A 14,861-nucleotide genomic window follows, 5' to 3' on the forward strand; every position below is an offset into this window, starting at 1 on the left:
AACGGGAGGCGGCCGCTCAGGCCCGCTGGTGCAGGCCCAGGTTCTCGTAGATTTCGAGAGTCGCCGTGGAATTGTTCAGCGTGATGAAGTGCAGCCCCGGGACACCCTCGGACAGCAGCCGCGCGCAGAACTCCGTGGCGAACTCGATGCCAATGGAGCGTACAGCGGCCGGATCGTCCTTGACGGCGAGCATGCGCTCTTTCACGTCCGCGGGGAAGACTGCGTTGCTGAGTTGGGGCAGCCGGTCGAGCTGCTTGATCGCCACAACAGGCATGACCTCGGGGATGATCGGGGTCTCGCAGCCCGCCTTCTCGACGCTGTCGCGCAGCCTCAGATAATTCTCCGGATCGAAGAACATCTGGGTGATCGCATAGTCGGCGCCCGCGCGGCACTTGTCCACGAAGTGCCGGATGTCCGTGTCCCAGTCCGACGAACGCGGGTGCATCTCGGGGAAGGCCGCGACGCCGACGCAGAAGTCGCCGGACTCCTTGACGAGGCGGACCAGGTCGGCGGCGTAGTGCACGCCCTCGGGGTGCGCCACCCACTCGCCCATCGGGTCGCCCGGCGGGTCTCCGCGCACGACGAGCATGTTCCGGATCCCCGCGTCGGCGAACTGCCCGATGACGTTGCGCAGCTCGGCGACCGAGTGGTCCACGGCGGTGAGGTGCGCGACGGGGGTCAGGGTGGTGTCCGCGGCGATCTCCTGGGTGGCCTTGACGGTGCCGCCGCGGGTGGAGCCGCCGGCTCCGTAGGTCACGGACACGAAGCTGGGGGATACCGCCTCGACCCGGCGCAGGGCATTCCAGAGGTTGCGTTCGCCCTTCTCCGTCTTCGGGGCCCAGAACTCGAAGGAGTACGAGCGCCCGGACGCGAGGAGGTCGCGGACCGTGTGTGCACGGTCCGACCAGGTGGAAGCGGTACCAGAGGCCATGTGGGCAGGTTAGACGCGGCCGGCCGGTCGCCGAAGCGCCGTCCGCCTTTTGGACACGTTTTTGGACACTTGAGGACGAGCCCCTGGTCAAGCAGGGGATGAACCGGTAAAGGGGGCGCGCTGCCCTCTGTCCGGGCGGACAGGACTCAGCCGAGCCGGGCCCGGACGCGCTTGGCGAGTTCCGCAGCGGCCGCACCGGGGTCGGTGGCCTCGGTGAGGGCGCGGACGACCACGACGCGGGTGGCGCCGGCGTCCAGCACCTCGTCCAGGTTCGTGCTGTCGATGCCGCCGATGGCGAACCAGGGCCGGTCCTGCTCCAGCGAGGCCGCGTACCGGACCAGCCCCAGGCCGGGGGCGTGGCGGCCGGGCTTGGTGGGGGTGGGCCAGCAGGGGCCGGTGCAGAAGTAGTCCACGCCGGGCTCGGCGACGGCGGCGTCGACCTCGTCCTCCGCGTGGCAGGAGCGGCCGATCAGCACGCGCTCGCCGAGGATGGCGCGGGCCGCGGGGACGGGGATGTCGCCCTGGCCGAGGTGGAGGACGTCGGAGCCGATGGCGTGGGCGACGTCGGCGCGGTCGTTCACCGCGAGGAGCTTGCCGTGGCGGCGTGCGGCCTCGGCGAACACCTGGAGGTGTTCGAGCTCCTCCCCCGCCTCCATGCCCTTGTCCCGGAGCTGGACGATGTCCACGCCTCCGGCCAGGACGGCGTCGAGGAACTCGGGGAGGTCACCCTGCCGCTTGCGGGCGTCCGTGCAGAGGTAGAGCCGGGCGTCGGACAGCTGCATGGGTGAACCCCCCGTGGTGGAGGCGGTGTACGGGCGCGGGGCCCGTACACCGCGGTGGAGCGAACTGCGGATCAGGTCAGAGGGCGAGCGCCTGAGCGCGGCGCTTCACCTCCGTGCCGCGATTCTCGCTCAGCGCCTGCACGGGAGTGCCGGGCAGGGTCGGATCCTCGGTGAAGAGCCACTCCAGGATCTCCTCGTCGGTGAAGCGGTCGTCGCGCAGTACGGTCAGCAGACCGACCAGGCCCTTGACGACCTTGTCGCCGTCGATGAAGGGAGCCGGCACCTGCAGGGAACGGTTCTCGCCCCGGCGGACGGCGATGAGCTGCCCTTCCTTGACCATCTGGCGGACCCGGGTCACCTCGATGTTCAGCATCTCCGCGATGTCGGGGAGGTACAGCCACGAGGGGACAAGGGCATCGATCTTTGCGTCAATCTCGGTCACGGACACAAGCCTGCCATCTCGGCTCCGCCGCCGGTACCTGAGCAGCCCCGTCCGGGTCGCGGCCCGGACCGGGCCCCGCCCGGGACCCCGCGCCGCAAAGGCCGGCGGGGCTGGTTTTCAGCCCCGCCGGCGTCAGGCCGAGGCCGACTTCAGCGGGGTCGCGGGGTCGGTGACCTTGGCGGGGTCCAGAGGGACCGCCGTCTCGATCAGGCGGCGGCCCTGTGCCACGTCGCGGGGGCGGCCCACCGCCAGGACCGCGACCAGCGCGCCGCCCCGCAGCCAGCACACCGACCAGGCCGGTCCGGCCGGGTCTCCGCGCCAGAGCAGGGTGTCGGCCCCGCCGTGGTGTCCGGCGTACTGCACGAACCGGCCGAACTGCTCCGACCAGAAGTACGGCACCGGGTCGTACACCCGGGCCGGCTCCCCGGCGCCGGCGCCGGCCAGGATGTTCGCCGCCACCGTCCGCGGCCCCTGGAGCGCGTTGTCCCAGTGGTGCACGAGCAGCCGCTTCCCGTACCGCCCGGAGGGGAAGGAGGCGCAGTCTCCGACCGCGTACACGCCGGGCAGGGAGGTGCGCAGGTACGCGTCGGCGGTGACCGAGCCGTCGGTGCCCAGTTCCACACCGGTCCCGGCCAGCCATCCCGTGGCGGGGCGCGCGCCGATGCCCACGACGACCGCGCCGGCCGGCAGGGCGCGCCCGTCCGCGAGCAGGACCCGGCCCTCCTCGATCCCGGCGACCTTCGCGCCGGTGATCAGCCCGGCGCCCGCCTCCTCGTACCAGCGCGCCATCGGTTCGGCGACCTCGGCGGGCAGTGCCCCCGCCAGCACCCGGTCCGCCGCCTCGACCACGGTCACCGCGCAGCCCGCCTCGCGGGCCGCGGTGGCGAACTCGGCGCCGATCCAGCCCGCCCCGACGACCACCGTCGAGGGCGCGGCCGCCAGGACCGGGCGCAGCCGCGCCGCGTCGTCCAGCGTGCGCAGCAGGTGGACGCCCGGGACGCCCTCGGTGCCGGCGAGGGTCAGCGGCTCGGCGCCGGTCGCCAGGACGAGGACCTCGTACGGGACCGGGCCGGCCTCGGTGTCCAGCTCGCGGTCGGCGGCCCGGAGCCCGGTGACCTCCGTCCCGAGCCGCAGCTCGATGCCGAGCCCCTCGAAGTCCACGTCGAAGGCGGAGTCCTCGGCCTTGCCGAGCAGGACCGCCTTGGACAGCGGGGGCCGGTCGTAGGGCTGGTGGGGTTCGGCGCCCAGGAGGGTCAGGGGGCCGGCGAATCCCTGCTCGCGCAGGGCGACCGCGGTCTGCACCCCGGCCATTCCGGCGCCGACGATCACGACGCCGCGCTCTTTGTGTTCCGTCTGCTCGCTCACCCGGCCACCCTAATCATCTGACGCTCCGTCAGGAATAGGTGCCGCCTTACCGGCCGTCCGGGGCCGGGATAGTCTGGCCACCGTACCTATCGCGGGAGTCCGGCGCACCGGGCTGAGAGGGAGGCTGGCCGGCCTCCGACCGTACGAACCTGATCCGGGTCATGCCGGCGAAGGGAGGGGCTGGACGCCCATGCACTCATCTCGGAAGGGATCCGACGTCCTCGTCATCGGGGGCGGGATCATCGGTCTGGTCACCGCCTGGCGGGCCGCGGCGCGCGGGATGCGCACCGTACTCGCCGACCCGGCACCCGGCGGCGGCGCCGCCCAGGTTGCGGCCGGCATGCTCGCCCCCGTCACCGAACTGCACTTCGGCGAGGAAGCCCTCCTGGGCCTCGGCCTTGCCTCCGCCGCACGCTATCCGGAGTTCGCCGCCGAGCTCGCCGACGCGAGCGGCGGCATGGACATCGGCTTCCGCGCCTGCGGCACCCTCGCCGTCGCCCTCGACTCCGACGACCGGCTCCACCTGCGGGAACTGCACGCGCTGCAGCGCCGCTGCGGCCTGGAGTCCGAGTGGCTCACCGGCCGCGAGTGCCGCCGCCTGGAGCCCATGCTCGCCCCGGGCGTGCGCGGCGGCCTGCGCGTGGACGGCGACCACCAGGTCGACCCGCGCCGGCTCGCGGCCGCCCTGCTGGCCGCCTGCGAGCGGGCCGGCGTGATCATCCACCGGGCCGCCGTGGAACGGCTCCTGGTCACCGCCGACCGGGCGGCCGGGGCCGCACTCGACGACGGTACGGAGCTGCGCGCCGCCCAGGTGGTCCTGGCGGCGGGCTCGCTCAGCGGCAGGCTGGCGGGCGTACCGCCGGAGGTGCTGCCTCCCGTACGGCCGGTCAAGGGCCAGGTCCTGCGCCTGTCCGTGCCCCCGGCCTACGCGCCGTTCCTGTCCCGGACCGTCCGGGCGGTCGTCCGCGGCAGCCACGTCTACCTGGTGCCGCGCGAGAACGGCGAACTCGTCGTCGGCGCCACCAGCGAGGAACTCGGCTGGGACACCACGGTCACCGCGGGCGGGGTCTACGAACTCCTGCGCGACGCCCACGAACTGGTCCCCGGCATCACCGAACTCCCCCTCACCGAGACCCGTGCGGGGCTGCGCCCCGGCTCGCCCGACAACGCCCCGCTGCTCGGCCCGACCGACCTGCCGGGCCTGCACCTGGCCACCGGGCACTACCGCAACGGGGTGCTGCTGACCCCGCTCACCGGCGAGGTGCTCGCCGAGCTGCTGGCCACCGGCGAAGTGCCGGAAATCGCGCGCCCCTTCACCCCCCGCCGGTTCTCCGCCGCACGTCAGGAGTCGTACGCATGAACCTCCCCGCCTCCGTCTCCCTCTCCGTCAACGGCGAGCCGCGCGAGGTCGCGGCCGGCACCACGCTCGACAGCGTGGTCGCGACCCTGACCACGGCCCCCTCCGGCGTCGCCGCCGCGCTCAACGAGACCGTGGTCCCGCGCGGTCAGTGGCCGGCCACGCCGGTGGGCGACGGCGACCGGGTCGAAATCCTCACCGCGGTCCAGGGGGGCTGAGCGCCATGGCGGACGACCTCTTCACCCTCGGCGGCCGGACCTTCTCCTCCCGCCTGATCATGGGCACGGGCGGGGCCCCGAGCCTGGACGTGCTGGAACGCTCGCTGGTCGCGTCCGGCACCGAACTCACGACGGTCGCGATGCGGCGCCTCGACCCCACGGTCCAGGGCTCCGTCCTCTCCGTCCTGACCAAGCTCGGCATCGCGGTCCTGCCCAACACGGCGGGCTGCTTCACGGCCGGCGAGGCCGTGCTCACGGCCCGGCTGGCCCGGGAGGCGCTGGGCACGGACTGGATCAAGCTGGAGGTGGTCGCGGACGAGCGGACCCTCCTGCCCGACGGCGTCGAGCTGCTGGACGCCGCCGAGATCCTCGTGGACGAGGGCTTCACAGTCCTCCCCTACACGAACGACGACCCGGTGCTCGCGCGGAAGCTGGAGGACGTGGGCTGCGCGGCGATCATGCCGCTGGGGTCGCCCATCGGCTCGGGCATGGGCATCCGCAACCCGCACAACTTCGAGCTGATCACGGAGCGGGCTTCGGTGCCGGTCATCCTGGACGCGGGCGCGGGCACGGCGTCGGACGCCGCCCTCGCCATGGAACTGGGCTGCGCGGCGGTGATGCTGGCCTCGGCGGTGACGCGGGCGCAGGAGCCGGTCCTGATGGCGTCCGCCATGCGGGACGCCGTCTCGGCGGGGCGGCTCGCCTTTCGCGCGGGGCGCATCCCGCAGCGCCGCTTCGCCGAAGCCTCCTCTCCTGCGGAGGGCCGCGCCGCCCTGGACCCCGAACGCCCGGCGTTCTGACCGCGGGTCTCCCGCTGGGGCTCCGCCCCAGACCCCCTACGGCGCTCCGCGCCCGCGCCTCAAACGCCGGCGGGGCTGCATGTCGGCCCCGCCGGCGTTTGGGGCGCGGGGCCTGGGGCGGAAGCCCCTGGAGCGTGGCCGCGGGCGGCCCGGACGTCACAGCTGCGCTGCAAGGCGGACCACCCAGGCGGGGCCGGCGCGACGCCCCAATAGAATCGCGGCGTGGATACGACCCTGGATGACCCCCTCGTCGGGCGCGTGCTCGACGGCCGCTACCGCGTCGACGCCCGCATCGCGGCCGGCGGCATGGCCACGGTCTACCGGGCCGTCGACACCCGCCTCGACCGGGTGCTCGCCCTGAAGGTGATGCACCCGGCCCTCGCCGCCGACGCCGCCTTCGTGGAGCGGTTCATCCGCGAGGCGAAGTCCGTGGCCCGGCTCGCGCACCCCAACGTGGTGGCCGTCTTCGACCAGGGCACGGACGGGCCGTACGTCTACCTCGCGATGGAGTACGTCTCCGGCTGCACCCTGCGCGACGTGCTCCGCGAGCGCGGCGCGCTCCAGCCGCGGGCCGCCCTCGACATCCTCGAACCCGTGCTCGCCGCCCTCGGCGCCGCCCACCGGGCCGGCTTCGTCCACCGCGACATGAAGCCCGAGAACGTCCTGATCGGCGACGACGGCCGGGTCAAGGTGGCGGACTTCGGGCTGGTCCGGTCCGTGGACTCGGTCACCAACACCACGGGCTCCGTCCTCGGCACCGTCTCCTACCTGGCGCCCGAGCAGATCGAGAACGGCGTCGCCGACACCCGCGTGGACGTCTACGCCTGCGGTGTCGTCCTCTACGAGATGCTCACCGGCTCCAAGCCCCACCTCGGCGGCACCGCCGCGCAGGTCCTCTACCAGCACCTCCACGAGGACGTCCCGCCTCCTTCCGCCACGGTCCCGGGGCTCCCCGTCGGGCTCGACGAGCTGGTCGCGCAGGCCACCGCCCGCAACGCCGACCTGCGCCCCTACGACGCCGCCGCGCTGCTCGGCCTCGCCCGCGAGGCCCGCGCCCTGCTCAGCGACGCCGAGCTGGACGCCGTACCGCCGCAGGCGCGCGCCGAGGAGCGGTCGTCCGCCGAGGACCGCACCGGCGTGATCCCGCGCCCGGTGGCCGCGCAGCCCGTGAACCTCACCTCCCGGCTGGAGACGCTGCCGCCGCCGGCCGCTCCGCCCGCGCGCCGGCCGGCGCCCGCCGGGCGGCCCCGCCGCGGCGTGTTCCTCGTCATCGCGGGGGTGCTGCTCGCCCTCGGGGTCGGCACCGGCGTCTGGTACATCAGCTCCGGTCAGTTCACCAAGGTCCCGAACCTGCTCGGCAAGACCGAGGCGCAGGCCCGCTCCCAGCTGTCGGCGGCCGGGCTCGGCGTGAAGGGGGTCGACCGGAAGTTCAGCGACGCCTTCGACCGCGGGACGGTGATGAACACCGATCCCCCGGGCGGCCGGCGGATCCGCGGCAACGGCGCGGTGACCCTCACCATCTCCCGCGGCCCCGAGGTCGTGGCCGTGCCCAACCTCAAGGGCAGGCCGCTGGAGGAGGCCACGGCCGAGCTGACCAGGTCCGGGCTGGCCCCCGGCATCGTCACGCAGGCCTTCAGCCAGGACGTCGCGCAGGGCTCGGTGATCGCCACCGACCCGGTGGGCGGCGAGAAGCGGGCGCCGGACACGGCCGTCTCGATCGTCGTCAGCAAGGGCCGGCCGGTGCCCGTCCCGACCGTGACCGGGCTCCCCGTCGAGCAGGCGAAGGCCAGCCTGGAGGCGCTGGGTCTGAAGGTGGCGACGGCTCCCGAGCAGGTCAACTCCCCCTCGGCGGCCGGTACGGTCGCCAACCAGTCGATCGGCGCCGGCACCCAGGCCGCGGCCGGTGACACGGTCACGCTGACCGTGTCCAAGGGACCCCGCCAGCTCCCGGTGCCGAACGTGACCGGCCAGGAGGTGGACGCGGCCCGCAAGGCCCTGGAGGCCGCCGGCTTCAAGGTGAAGGTGGACCGGCCGCTGATCTCCTTCAGCAACACGGTGGAGAGCCAGTCGGTGCTGGGCGGACTGAACGCTCCCGAGGGCACCACGATCACGATCAGGACCAAGGGGCTGTAAGGCGCAGTGATTCGCAATCCAGTGGGCGGGCACGTCCCCGTCGCCGGCGGCCTCGCCTCGGTCGGGCTGACCTACGCCCGCGAGATGGGCGCCGAGGCCGTCCAGGTCTTCGTCGCCAATCCGCGCGGCTGGGCCACCCCGGTGGGCAACCCGGCGCAGGACGAGCGGTTCCGGGCGCAGTGCGCGGAGGAGTCCATCCCGGCCTACGTGCACGCGCCGTACCTGATCAACTTCGGCTCGCACACCGAGGCCACCGTGGAGAAGTCGGTGGAGTCGCTGCGCCACTCGCTGCGCCGTGGCCGGGAGATCGGCGCGCTCGGCGTGGTCGTGCACACCGGGTCGGCGACCGGAGGCCGACCGCGTGAGGCGGCGTACGCGCAGGTCAGGGAGCACATGCTGCCACTGCTGGACGAGCTGACGCATGACGACGACCCCTTCCTGCTGCTGGAGTCCACGGCCGGGCAGGGCTCCTCGCTGTGCTCGCGCACCTGGGACTTCGGCCCGTACTTCGAGGCGCTCGACCACCATCCGAAGCTGGGGATCTGCCTGGACACCTGCCACATCTTCGCGGCCGGTCACGACCTCGCGGAGCCGGGCGGGACGAAGCTGACGCTCGACCTGCTCGTGGACACCGTGGGCGAGGGCCGGCTGAAGCTGGTCCACGCGAACGACTCCAAGGAGGGCGTGGGCGCCCACAAGGACCGGCACGCCAACATCGGCCAGGGCCACATCGGCCGGGACGCCTTCGCCGAGCTGTTCACGCACCCGGCGATGGAGGGCGTACCGCTGATCACCGAGACCCCCGGCGGCAAGGAAGGGCATGCGGCGGACGTGGCGCTGCTGAAGGAGCTGCGCGGCCCGCAGTGATCCGGTGATCCCTTGAGGAATACCCCTGTGGGGTATACGGTTCTGGCATATCGACAGAACCGCTACTCGGCATTTCCCATCAGGGGGTCGTCATGGAGCAGGCACACGCAGACCACGGACACCACCAGCACCACGGCGGACACGACGGACACGGGCACGACGCCGCCGGCCGCGCCGGCAAGGCGAGCTGGGCCATGGCCGCCCGGGCCACCCTCCACTGCCTCACCGGATGCGCCATCGGCGAGGTGCTGGGCATGGTCATCGGCACGGCGCTCGGGTGGGGCAACGTGTCGACCATGATCCTGGCGATCGTGCTGGCGTTCTTCTTCGGCTACGCCCTCACCCTGCGCGGGATCCTCTCCGCCGGCGTCGACCTCCGTACGGCCATCCGGGTGGCCCTGGCCGCCGACACCCTGTCGATCGCCGTCATGGAGCTGATCGACAACGGGGTGATCGCCCTGTGGCCCGGCGCGATGGACGCGCACCTCTCGGAGCCGCTGTTCTGGGCGGTGCTCGCGATCTCGCTCGGCGTCGCCTTCGTGGTCACGGTGCCGGTCAACAAGTGGATGATCGGCCGCGGCAAGGGTCACGCGGTCGTCCACCAGTACCACCACTGAAGGCCGGAGACCCCTACAACTCGGGGCCGTCCCCAGGCTCCTCCTGGTACGAGTAGCGCTGCTCGCGCCAGGGGTCGCCGATGTTGTGGTAGCCGCGCTCCTCCCAGAAGCCGCGGCGGTCAGCGGTCATGTACTCGACGCCGCGGACCCACTTGGGGCCCTTCCAGGCGTACAGGTGCGGGACCACGAGCCGCACGGGGAAACCGTGCTCGGCGGTGAGCAGTTCACCGCCCTGGTGGGTGGCGAAGACGGTCCGCTCGGATGCGAAGTCGGCCAGCCGCAAGTTGGAGCTGAAGCCGTACTCGGCCCACACCATCACGTGCGTGACCTGCGGCGCGGGCGGCGCCAGGGCCAGGATCTCGCGGGCGAGCACTCCGCCCCATTCGGCGCCCTGCATGCTGAACTTGGTGACGCAGTGCAGGTCCGCCACGACGGAGTCGAACGGCAGGGCCGTGAACTCCTCGTGGTTCCAGCAGTGCTTGTCGCCGTCGGCCGTCGCGCCGAAGACCCGGAATTCCCAGCGGTCCGGCTTGAACTTGGGTACGGGCCCGTAATGGGTGACCGGCCAGCCCCTCTGCAGCCGCTGCCCCGGTGGAAGCTCCAGCGGCTCTGCTCCCGGAGATTCCCGGCTTTCCGGCTGACCCATGACTCCATGGTGACAGACTGGGCGGGGTGGTCATGACCAGGTCTGGACCGATTCGGGCAAGTCACGGCAACTCCCACTAAGGAGGCACTTACTGGACGGCCTCCAGCGGCGGTGCAAGGATGCGCGCAACTGCCCCGTCACATAGCTGACATTGCCTGGAAGGAGCCTCTGCGATGCAGGGCGACCCCGAGGTCCTTGAGTTTCTGAACGAGCAGCTGACCGGCGAGCTGACGGCCATCAACCAGTACTGGCTGCACTACCGCATCCAGGACAACAAGGGCTGGACCAAGCTCGCCAAGTACACGCGTGAAGAGTCCATCGACGAGATGAAGCACGCGGACAAGATCACCGAGCGCATCCTGATGCTCGATGGCCTGCCGAACTACCAGCGCCTCTTCCACGTGCGCGTTGGGCAGACGCTCACGGAGATGTTCCAGGCGGACCGGCAGGTCGAGGTCGAGGCCATCGACCGCCTCAAGCGGGGCATCGAGGTCATGCGCGGCAAGGGTGACATCACCTCGGCACGGCTCTTCGAGGAGATCCTGGAGGACGAGGAGCACCACATCGACTACCTCGACACCCAGCTGGAGCTCATCGAGTCGCTCGGCGAGCCGCTGTACATCGCCCAGCTGATCGAACAGCCGAGCTAACCGGCTCTAGGCCGCTCCCGCCAGTGCGGGCGAACGTGCCGGCTCCGTTTCGGCGGCGAGCACGGCCGCAGCGTCACCCTTCTCCAGCAGCTCCCGGCGCGGGCAGGCGCCACGGCCGAGGATGCCCTGGATGGTGCGCACGCAGGAGCCGCAGTCGGTGCCGGCCTTGGTGGCCGAAGCGATCTGCCGCGGGGTGCAGGCCCCGGCGGCCGCGTGGTCCTTCACCTGCTTGTCGGTGATCCCGAAGCAAGAGCAGACGTACACGCGGTTCACCTCCCTGGGCGGAATGGTTCGACGAGCCATCCCCTATTCGGTGAGGCTTACCTAACCGTACCCAAAGTTAGGGTGACCTAAAAGCCCTGGAGACAACTGTGGGGCGCGGATCACATCGATCCGCGCCCCACAGTCGTAGGAAGGTACTGGTTGATCCTTACTGGTCGCGGTACATCTCGGCGACCAGGAACGCCAGGTCCAGGGACTGGCTGCGGTTGAGCCGCGGGTCGCAGGCCGTCTCGTAGCGCTGGTGCAGGTCGTCGACGAAGATCTCGTCGCCGCCGCCCACGCACTCGGTGACGTCGTCACCGGTGAGCTCGACGTGGATGCCGCCCGGGTGGGTGCCGAGGGCCTTGTGGACCTCGAAGAAGCCCTTGACCTCGTCGAGCACGTCGTCGAAACGGCGCGTCTTGTGGCCGGAGGCCGCCTCGAAGGTGTTGCCGTGCATCGGGTCGGTGACCCAGCCGACGACCGCACCGGAGGCGGTGACCTTCTCGACCAGCTCGGGGAGCTTGTCGCGGACCTTGTCGGCGCCCATGCGGACGACGAACGTCAGCCGGCCCGGCTCGCGCTCGGGGTCCAGGCGGTCGATGTACGTCAGCGCCTCGTCCACCGTGGTGGTGGGGCCGAGCTTGATGCCGATCGGGTTGGCGATCTGCGAGCAGAACTCGATGTGCGCGTGGTCCAGCTGGCGGGTGCGCTCACCGATCCAGACCATGTGGCCGGAGGTGTCGTACAGCTTGCCGGTACGCGAGTCGGTGCGGGTCAGCGCGCCCTCGTAGTCGAGCAGCAGCGCCTCGTGGGAGGCGTAGAACTCGACGGCCTTGAACTCCGCCGGGTCGGTGCCGCACGCCTTCATGAAGTTCAGCGCGTTGTCGATCTCCCGCGCCAGCTGCTCGTACCGCTGACCGGACGGGGAGGACTTCACGAAGTCCTGGTTCCAGGCGTGCACCTGGCGCAGGTCGGCGTAACCACCGGTGGTGAAGGCGCGCACCAGGTTGAGCGTGGAGGCGGAGGCGTTGTACATGCGCTTCAGCCGCTCGGGGTCCGGGATCCGGGCCTCTTCGGTGAAGGCGAAGCCGTTGACGGAGTCGCCGCGGTAGGTCGGCAGGGTGACGCCGTCGCGGGTCTCGGTGTCCTTGGAGCGCGGCTTGGAGTACTGGCCCGCGATGCGGCCGACCTTGACGACCGGCACGGAGGCCGCGTACGTCAGTACGGCACTCATCTGGAGCAGCGTCTTCAGCTTGGCTCGGATGTGTTCGGCGGACACGCCGTCGAAGGCCTCGGCGCAGTCGCCGCCCTGGAGGAGGAACGCCTCGCCCTTGGCGACGGCTCCCAGACGGGCACGCAGCTGGTCGCATTCACCCGCGAAAACGAGCGGAGGATACGACTCGAGGTCCGCGACGACAGCGCGCAGAGCCTCGGCATCGGGGTACGAAGGCTGCTGCGCCGCGGGAAGGTCTCGCCAGGTCGCCTTGGCGGCGGGGGCTTGGGTTTCAGCGTTCACGGTCACCTCGTACACATTACGGCGTCATACGTCCCATCCCGCCCTCCGCCCACAACGTGAGACGGCCCCGCTCGAAGGCAGGGGGACCCCAACGGAACGGAATCCATGGTTCAGCCCACGCCGTGAGACGGATCCCGCGCCGGAGGGCCGCTCTGGGCTAGGGTGCCTCCCATGTACGCGCACACGAACCAGAACTGGTGGTGGCCCGCTCCCGGCGGCCCACTTCTCGCGCGTACCTGAAGACACGCGACGACGCGAAGGCCGCCCCGAGGGGCGGCCTTCCGTGTTTTCCGACGCGGGCGCCGCTCCTCCCACCGGAAGGACGCCCCGCCCATGGACCCCCGGCACCCGAACCGCCCGAGCCGCCCGAACCGGCTCAGCCGCCTGCTCGACGACTCCTGCCCGCCGTTCGCCCTGCTGCGCCGGCGGACCCCCGGCCGCGACCACGACACCGTCGAGGTGCTGATCGGCGCGGTCCACGAGGCCGAACACCTCGCCGACCTGCCCGTCCGCGAGCTGCCCACCCTCGCCCTCGTCCCCTTCCGGCAGATCCGGGAGCGCGGGTTCGGCGTACGCGACGACGGGACGCCGCTGAGCGTGCTGGCCGCCGAGGAGGCGTACGAGATCCCGCTCGCCGAGGCGCTGGCCGCGCTGCCCGCGCACGAGGTGCGGGTCGAGGGCGGCGGCTTCGACGTCCCCGACGCGCAGTACGCGGCCACGGTCGAGCGGGTCGTCGAGGACGAGATCGGCCGCGGGGAGGGCGCGAACTTCGTCATCCGGCGCACCTACGAGGGCCGGATCGACGGCTTCGGCCGGGCCGACGCGCTCGCCCTGTTCCGGCGGCTGCTGCTGGGCGAGCGCGGCGCCTACTGGACGTACGTCGTCCACACCGGGGAGCGGACGCTGGTCGGGGCGAGCCCCGAGGTGCACGTGCGGATGTCCGGGGGCACCGTCGTGATGAACCCGATCAGCGGAACGTACCGTCACCCGGCCGGGGGACCCACCGTGGACTCCCTCCTCGCCTTCCTCGGCGACCGCAAGGAGACCGAGGAGCTGTCGATGGTCGTCGACGAGGAACTCAAGATGATGTGCACCGTCGGCGACCGCGGCGGCGTCGTCGTCGGACCGCGGCTGAAGGAGATGTCCCACCTCGCGCACACCGAGTACGAGCTGCGGGGGCGCTCCTCGCTGGACGTACGGGAGGTGCTGCGCGAGACGATGTTCGCGGCCACGGTCACCGGCTCGCCGGTGCAGAACGCCTGCCGGGTCATCGAGCGGTACGAGAGCGGGGGCCGCGGCTACTACGCGGGGGCCCTGGCCCTGCTCGGGCAGGACGCGGCCGGGGCCCAGACCCTCGACTCCCCCATCCTGATCCGCACCGCCGACATCGCCTCGGACGGCGCGCTGCGGGTGCCCGTCGGCGCCACGCTCGTGCGGCACTCCGATCCGGCGGGCGAGGTCGCGGAGACGCACGCGAAGGCGGCGGGGGTGCTGGCGGCGCTCGGGGTGCGGCCGGCCGCGCCCCGGCCGTCCTTCGAGGGAGCGCGGCTGGCGGACGACCCGCGGGTACGGGCGGCCCTCGCGGCCCGGCGGTCGGACCTGGCCCCCTTCTGGCTGCGCATGCAGGAGCGGCCCTCCTCCCTGACCGGCCACGCGCTGGTGGTGGACGGCGAGGACACCTTCACGGCGATGCTGGCGCACGTCCTGCGGGTGGCCGGGCTGGAGGTGACCGTACGCCGCTACGACGATCCGGGACTGCGGGCGGCCGCCCTGTCCTGGGAGGGCCCGATCCTCCTCGGGCCCGGCCCCGGCAACCCGGCGGACGCCGCGGACCCCAAGATGCGGATGCTGCGCGCGCTGGCCGCGGAACTGCTGGCCGGGCACCGGCACGGGCTGGTCGGGGTCTGCCTGGGGCACGAGCTGCTGGCGGCCGAGCTGGGGCTGCCGCTGATCCGCAAGGCCGAGCCGGCGCAGGGGGCGCAGGTCCGGATCGACCTGTTCGGGGCCGAGGAGGTGGTGGGCTTCTACAACACGTACACCGCGCACTGCGACGAGCCGCTGGCCGCGCGGCTCGCCGTGGACGGGGTGGAGGTGGCCCGCGATGCGGTGACGGGCGAGGTCCATGCCCTTCGCTCTGCGTCGGGCTTCGCGGGGCTCCAGTTCCACCCGGAGTCCGTCCTCACCCTCCGCGGCGCGGACCTGCTGCACGAACTCCTGACGAGCGTGACGACCCCGGCCCCGGCGTAACCGCTGCCCGCCCTTTCCCGGGCTCT

Annotated in this window: 15 protein-coding genes and 1 riboswitch; of the genes, 8 read left to right on the plus strand and 7 right to left on the minus strand. The window is 72.2% G+C overall.

What is annotated here, in order from left to right; all coding sequences use genetic code 11:
* Positions 1-16 precede the first annotated feature (16 nt).
* The 4 genes from metF to OG472_RS14605 form a co-directional block, all read right to left on the minus strand.
* A complete protein-coding gene (gene metF / locus OG472_RS14590; RefSeq protein WP_383575229.1) occupies positions 17-931 on the minus strand; it encodes a methylenetetrahydrofolate reductase [NAD(P)H] in 915 nt (304 codons plus the stop codon).
* Between the two features lie 146 nt (positions 932-1,077).
* The gene (gene thiE, locus OG472_RS14595; protein ID WP_383575227.1) at positions 1,078-1,713 is read right to left on the minus strand and encodes a thiamine phosphate synthase; all 636 of its coding nucleotides are present in this window, start codon (positions 1,711-1,713) and stop codon (positions 1,078-1,080) included.
* Positions 1,714-1,789: 76 nt separating this feature from the next.
* Positions 1,790-2,155: an Rv2175c family DNA-binding protein gene (locus OG472_RS14600; RefSeq protein ID WP_383575225.1), complete on the minus strand. Its 366-nt coding sequence runs from the start codon at positions 2,153-2,155 to the stop codon at positions 1,790-1,792.
* Between the two features lie 132 nt (positions 2,156-2,287).
* Positions 2,288-3,520 (minus strand): NAD(P)/FAD-dependent oxidoreductase, encoded by a 1,233-nt coding sequence (locus OG472_RS14605; protein WP_405941518.1) that lies wholly within the window; start codon positions 3,518-3,520, stop codon positions 2,288-2,290.
* Between the two features lie 81 nt (positions 3,521-3,601).
* A riboswitch (TPP riboswitch) is annotated at positions 3,602-3,713 on the plus strand.
* Here OG472_RS14605 and thiO point away from each other — a divergent pair.
* The 6 genes from thiO (at position 3,711) to OG472_RS14635 (ending at position 9,512) form a co-directional block, all read left to right on the plus strand.
* Positions 3,711-4,880, plus strand: coding sequence for a glycine oxidase ThiO (gene thiO / locus OG472_RS14610; protein ID WP_383575221.1), 1,170 nt, complete (start codon positions 3,711-3,713; stop codon positions 4,878-4,880). It overlaps the preceding riboswitch by 3 nt.
* A complete protein-coding gene (thiS, locus tag OG472_RS14615) occupies positions 4,877-5,095 on the plus strand; it encodes a sulfur carrier protein ThiS (protein WP_405829768.1) in 219 nt (72 codons plus the stop codon). The genes thiO and thiS overlap by 4 nt, the downstream gene beginning before the upstream one ends.
* A gap of 5 nt (positions 5,096-5,100) precedes the next feature.
* The gene (locus OG472_RS14620) at positions 5,101-5,895 is read left to right on the plus strand and encodes a thiazole synthase (RefSeq protein ID WP_319720999.1); all 795 of its coding nucleotides are present in this window, start codon (positions 5,101-5,103) and stop codon (positions 5,893-5,895) included.
* Positions 5,896-6,117: 222 nt separating this feature from the next.
* Positions 6,118-8,028, plus strand: a complete 1,911-nt coding sequence (gene pknB / locus OG472_RS14625; protein WP_405829769.1) for a Stk1 family PASTA domain-containing Ser/Thr kinase — start codon at positions 6,118-6,120, stop codon at positions 8,026-8,028.
* 9 nt (positions 8,029-8,037) lie between these two features.
* On the plus strand, positions 8,038-8,895 hold the full coding sequence (locus OG472_RS14630; RefSeq protein WP_405834870.1) for a deoxyribonuclease IV: 858 nt from the start codon (positions 8,038-8,040) through the stop codon (positions 8,893-8,895).
* Between the two features lie 92 nt (positions 8,896-8,987).
* Positions 8,988-9,512 (plus strand): DUF4396 domain-containing protein, encoded by a 525-nt coding sequence (locus OG472_RS14635; RefSeq protein WP_405829770.1) that lies wholly within the window; start codon positions 8,988-8,990, stop codon positions 9,510-9,512.
* A gap of 13 nt (positions 9,513-9,525) precedes the next feature.
* Here OG472_RS14635 and OG472_RS14640 read toward each other — a convergent pair whose 3' ends face one another.
* Positions 9,526-10,158, minus strand: a complete 633-nt coding sequence (locus OG472_RS14640; RefSeq protein WP_327413534.1) for a sulfite oxidase-like oxidoreductase — start codon at positions 10,156-10,158, stop codon at positions 9,526-9,528.
* A gap of 173 nt (positions 10,159-10,331) precedes the next feature.
* Between OG472_RS14640 and bfr the strand changes: the two genes are divergently transcribed.
* Positions 10,332-10,808, plus strand: coding sequence for a bacterioferritin (gene bfr / locus OG472_RS14645; RefSeq protein ID WP_030010525.1), 477 nt, complete (start codon positions 10,332-10,334; stop codon positions 10,806-10,808).
* Between the two features lie 6 nt (positions 10,809-10,814).
* On the opposite strand, the gene OG472_RS14650 is transcribed toward bfr, so the two are convergent.
* The gene (locus OG472_RS14650; RefSeq protein ID WP_401602456.1) at positions 10,815-11,081 is read right to left on the minus strand and encodes a bacterioferritin-associated ferredoxin; all 267 of its coding nucleotides are present in this window, start codon (positions 11,079-11,081) and stop codon (positions 10,815-10,817) included.
* Between the two features lie 157 nt (positions 11,082-11,238).
* Positions 11,239-12,594, minus strand: coding sequence for a class II 3-deoxy-7-phosphoheptulonate synthase (locus OG472_RS14655; RefSeq protein ID WP_351303669.1), 1,356 nt, complete (start codon positions 12,592-12,594; stop codon positions 11,239-11,241).
* A 327-nt stretch (positions 12,595-12,921) separates the two neighbouring features.
* On the opposite strand from OG472_RS14655, the gene OG472_RS14660 reads away from it, so the two are divergent.
* Positions 12,922-14,835, plus strand: a complete 1,914-nt coding sequence (locus OG472_RS14660) for an anthranilate synthase family protein (protein ID WP_405941519.1) — start codon at positions 12,922-12,924, stop codon at positions 14,833-14,835.
* Positions 14,836-14,861: the final 26 nt, after the last annotated feature.

Source organism: Streptomyces sp. NBC_00207, from assembly GCF_045160965.1.
Lineage (GTDB): Bacteria > Actinomycetota > Actinomycetes > Streptomycetales > Streptomycetaceae > Streptomyces.

Coding starts and splice junctions, on each gene's coding strand:
- thiO (WP_383575221.1), top strand. CDS start 3,711: ATGCACTCATCTCGGAAGGGATCCGACGTCCTCGTCATCGGGGGCGGG.
- thiS (WP_405829768.1), top strand. CDS start 4,877: ATGAACCTCCCCGCCTCCGTCTCCCTCTCCGTCAACGGCGAGCCGCGC.
- OG472_RS14620 (WP_319720999.1), top strand. CDS start 5,101: ATGGCGGACGACCTCTTCACCCTCGGCGGCCGGACCTTCTCCTCCCGC.
- OG472_RS14635 (WP_405829770.1), top strand. CDS start 8,988: ATGGAGCAGGCACACGCAGACCACGGACACCACCAGCACCACGGCGGA.
- metF (WP_383575229.1), bottom strand. CDS start 931: ATGGCCTCTGGTACCGCTTCCACCTGGTCGGACCGTGCACACACGGTC.
- thiE (WP_383575227.1), bottom strand. CDS start 1,713: ATGCAGCTGTCCGACGCCCGGCTCTACCTCTGCACGGACGCCCGCAAG.
- bfr (WP_030010525.1), top strand. CDS start 10,332: ATGCAGGGCGACCCCGAGGTCCTTGAGTTTCTGAACGAGCAGCTGACC.
- OG472_RS14660 (WP_405941519.1), top strand. CDS start 12,922: ATGGACCCCCGGCACCCGAACCGCCCGAGCCGCCCGAACCGGCTCAGC.
- OG472_RS14640 (WP_327413534.1), bottom strand. CDS start 10,158: ATGGGTCAGCCGGAAAGCCGGGAATCTCCGGGAGCAGAGCCGCTGGAG.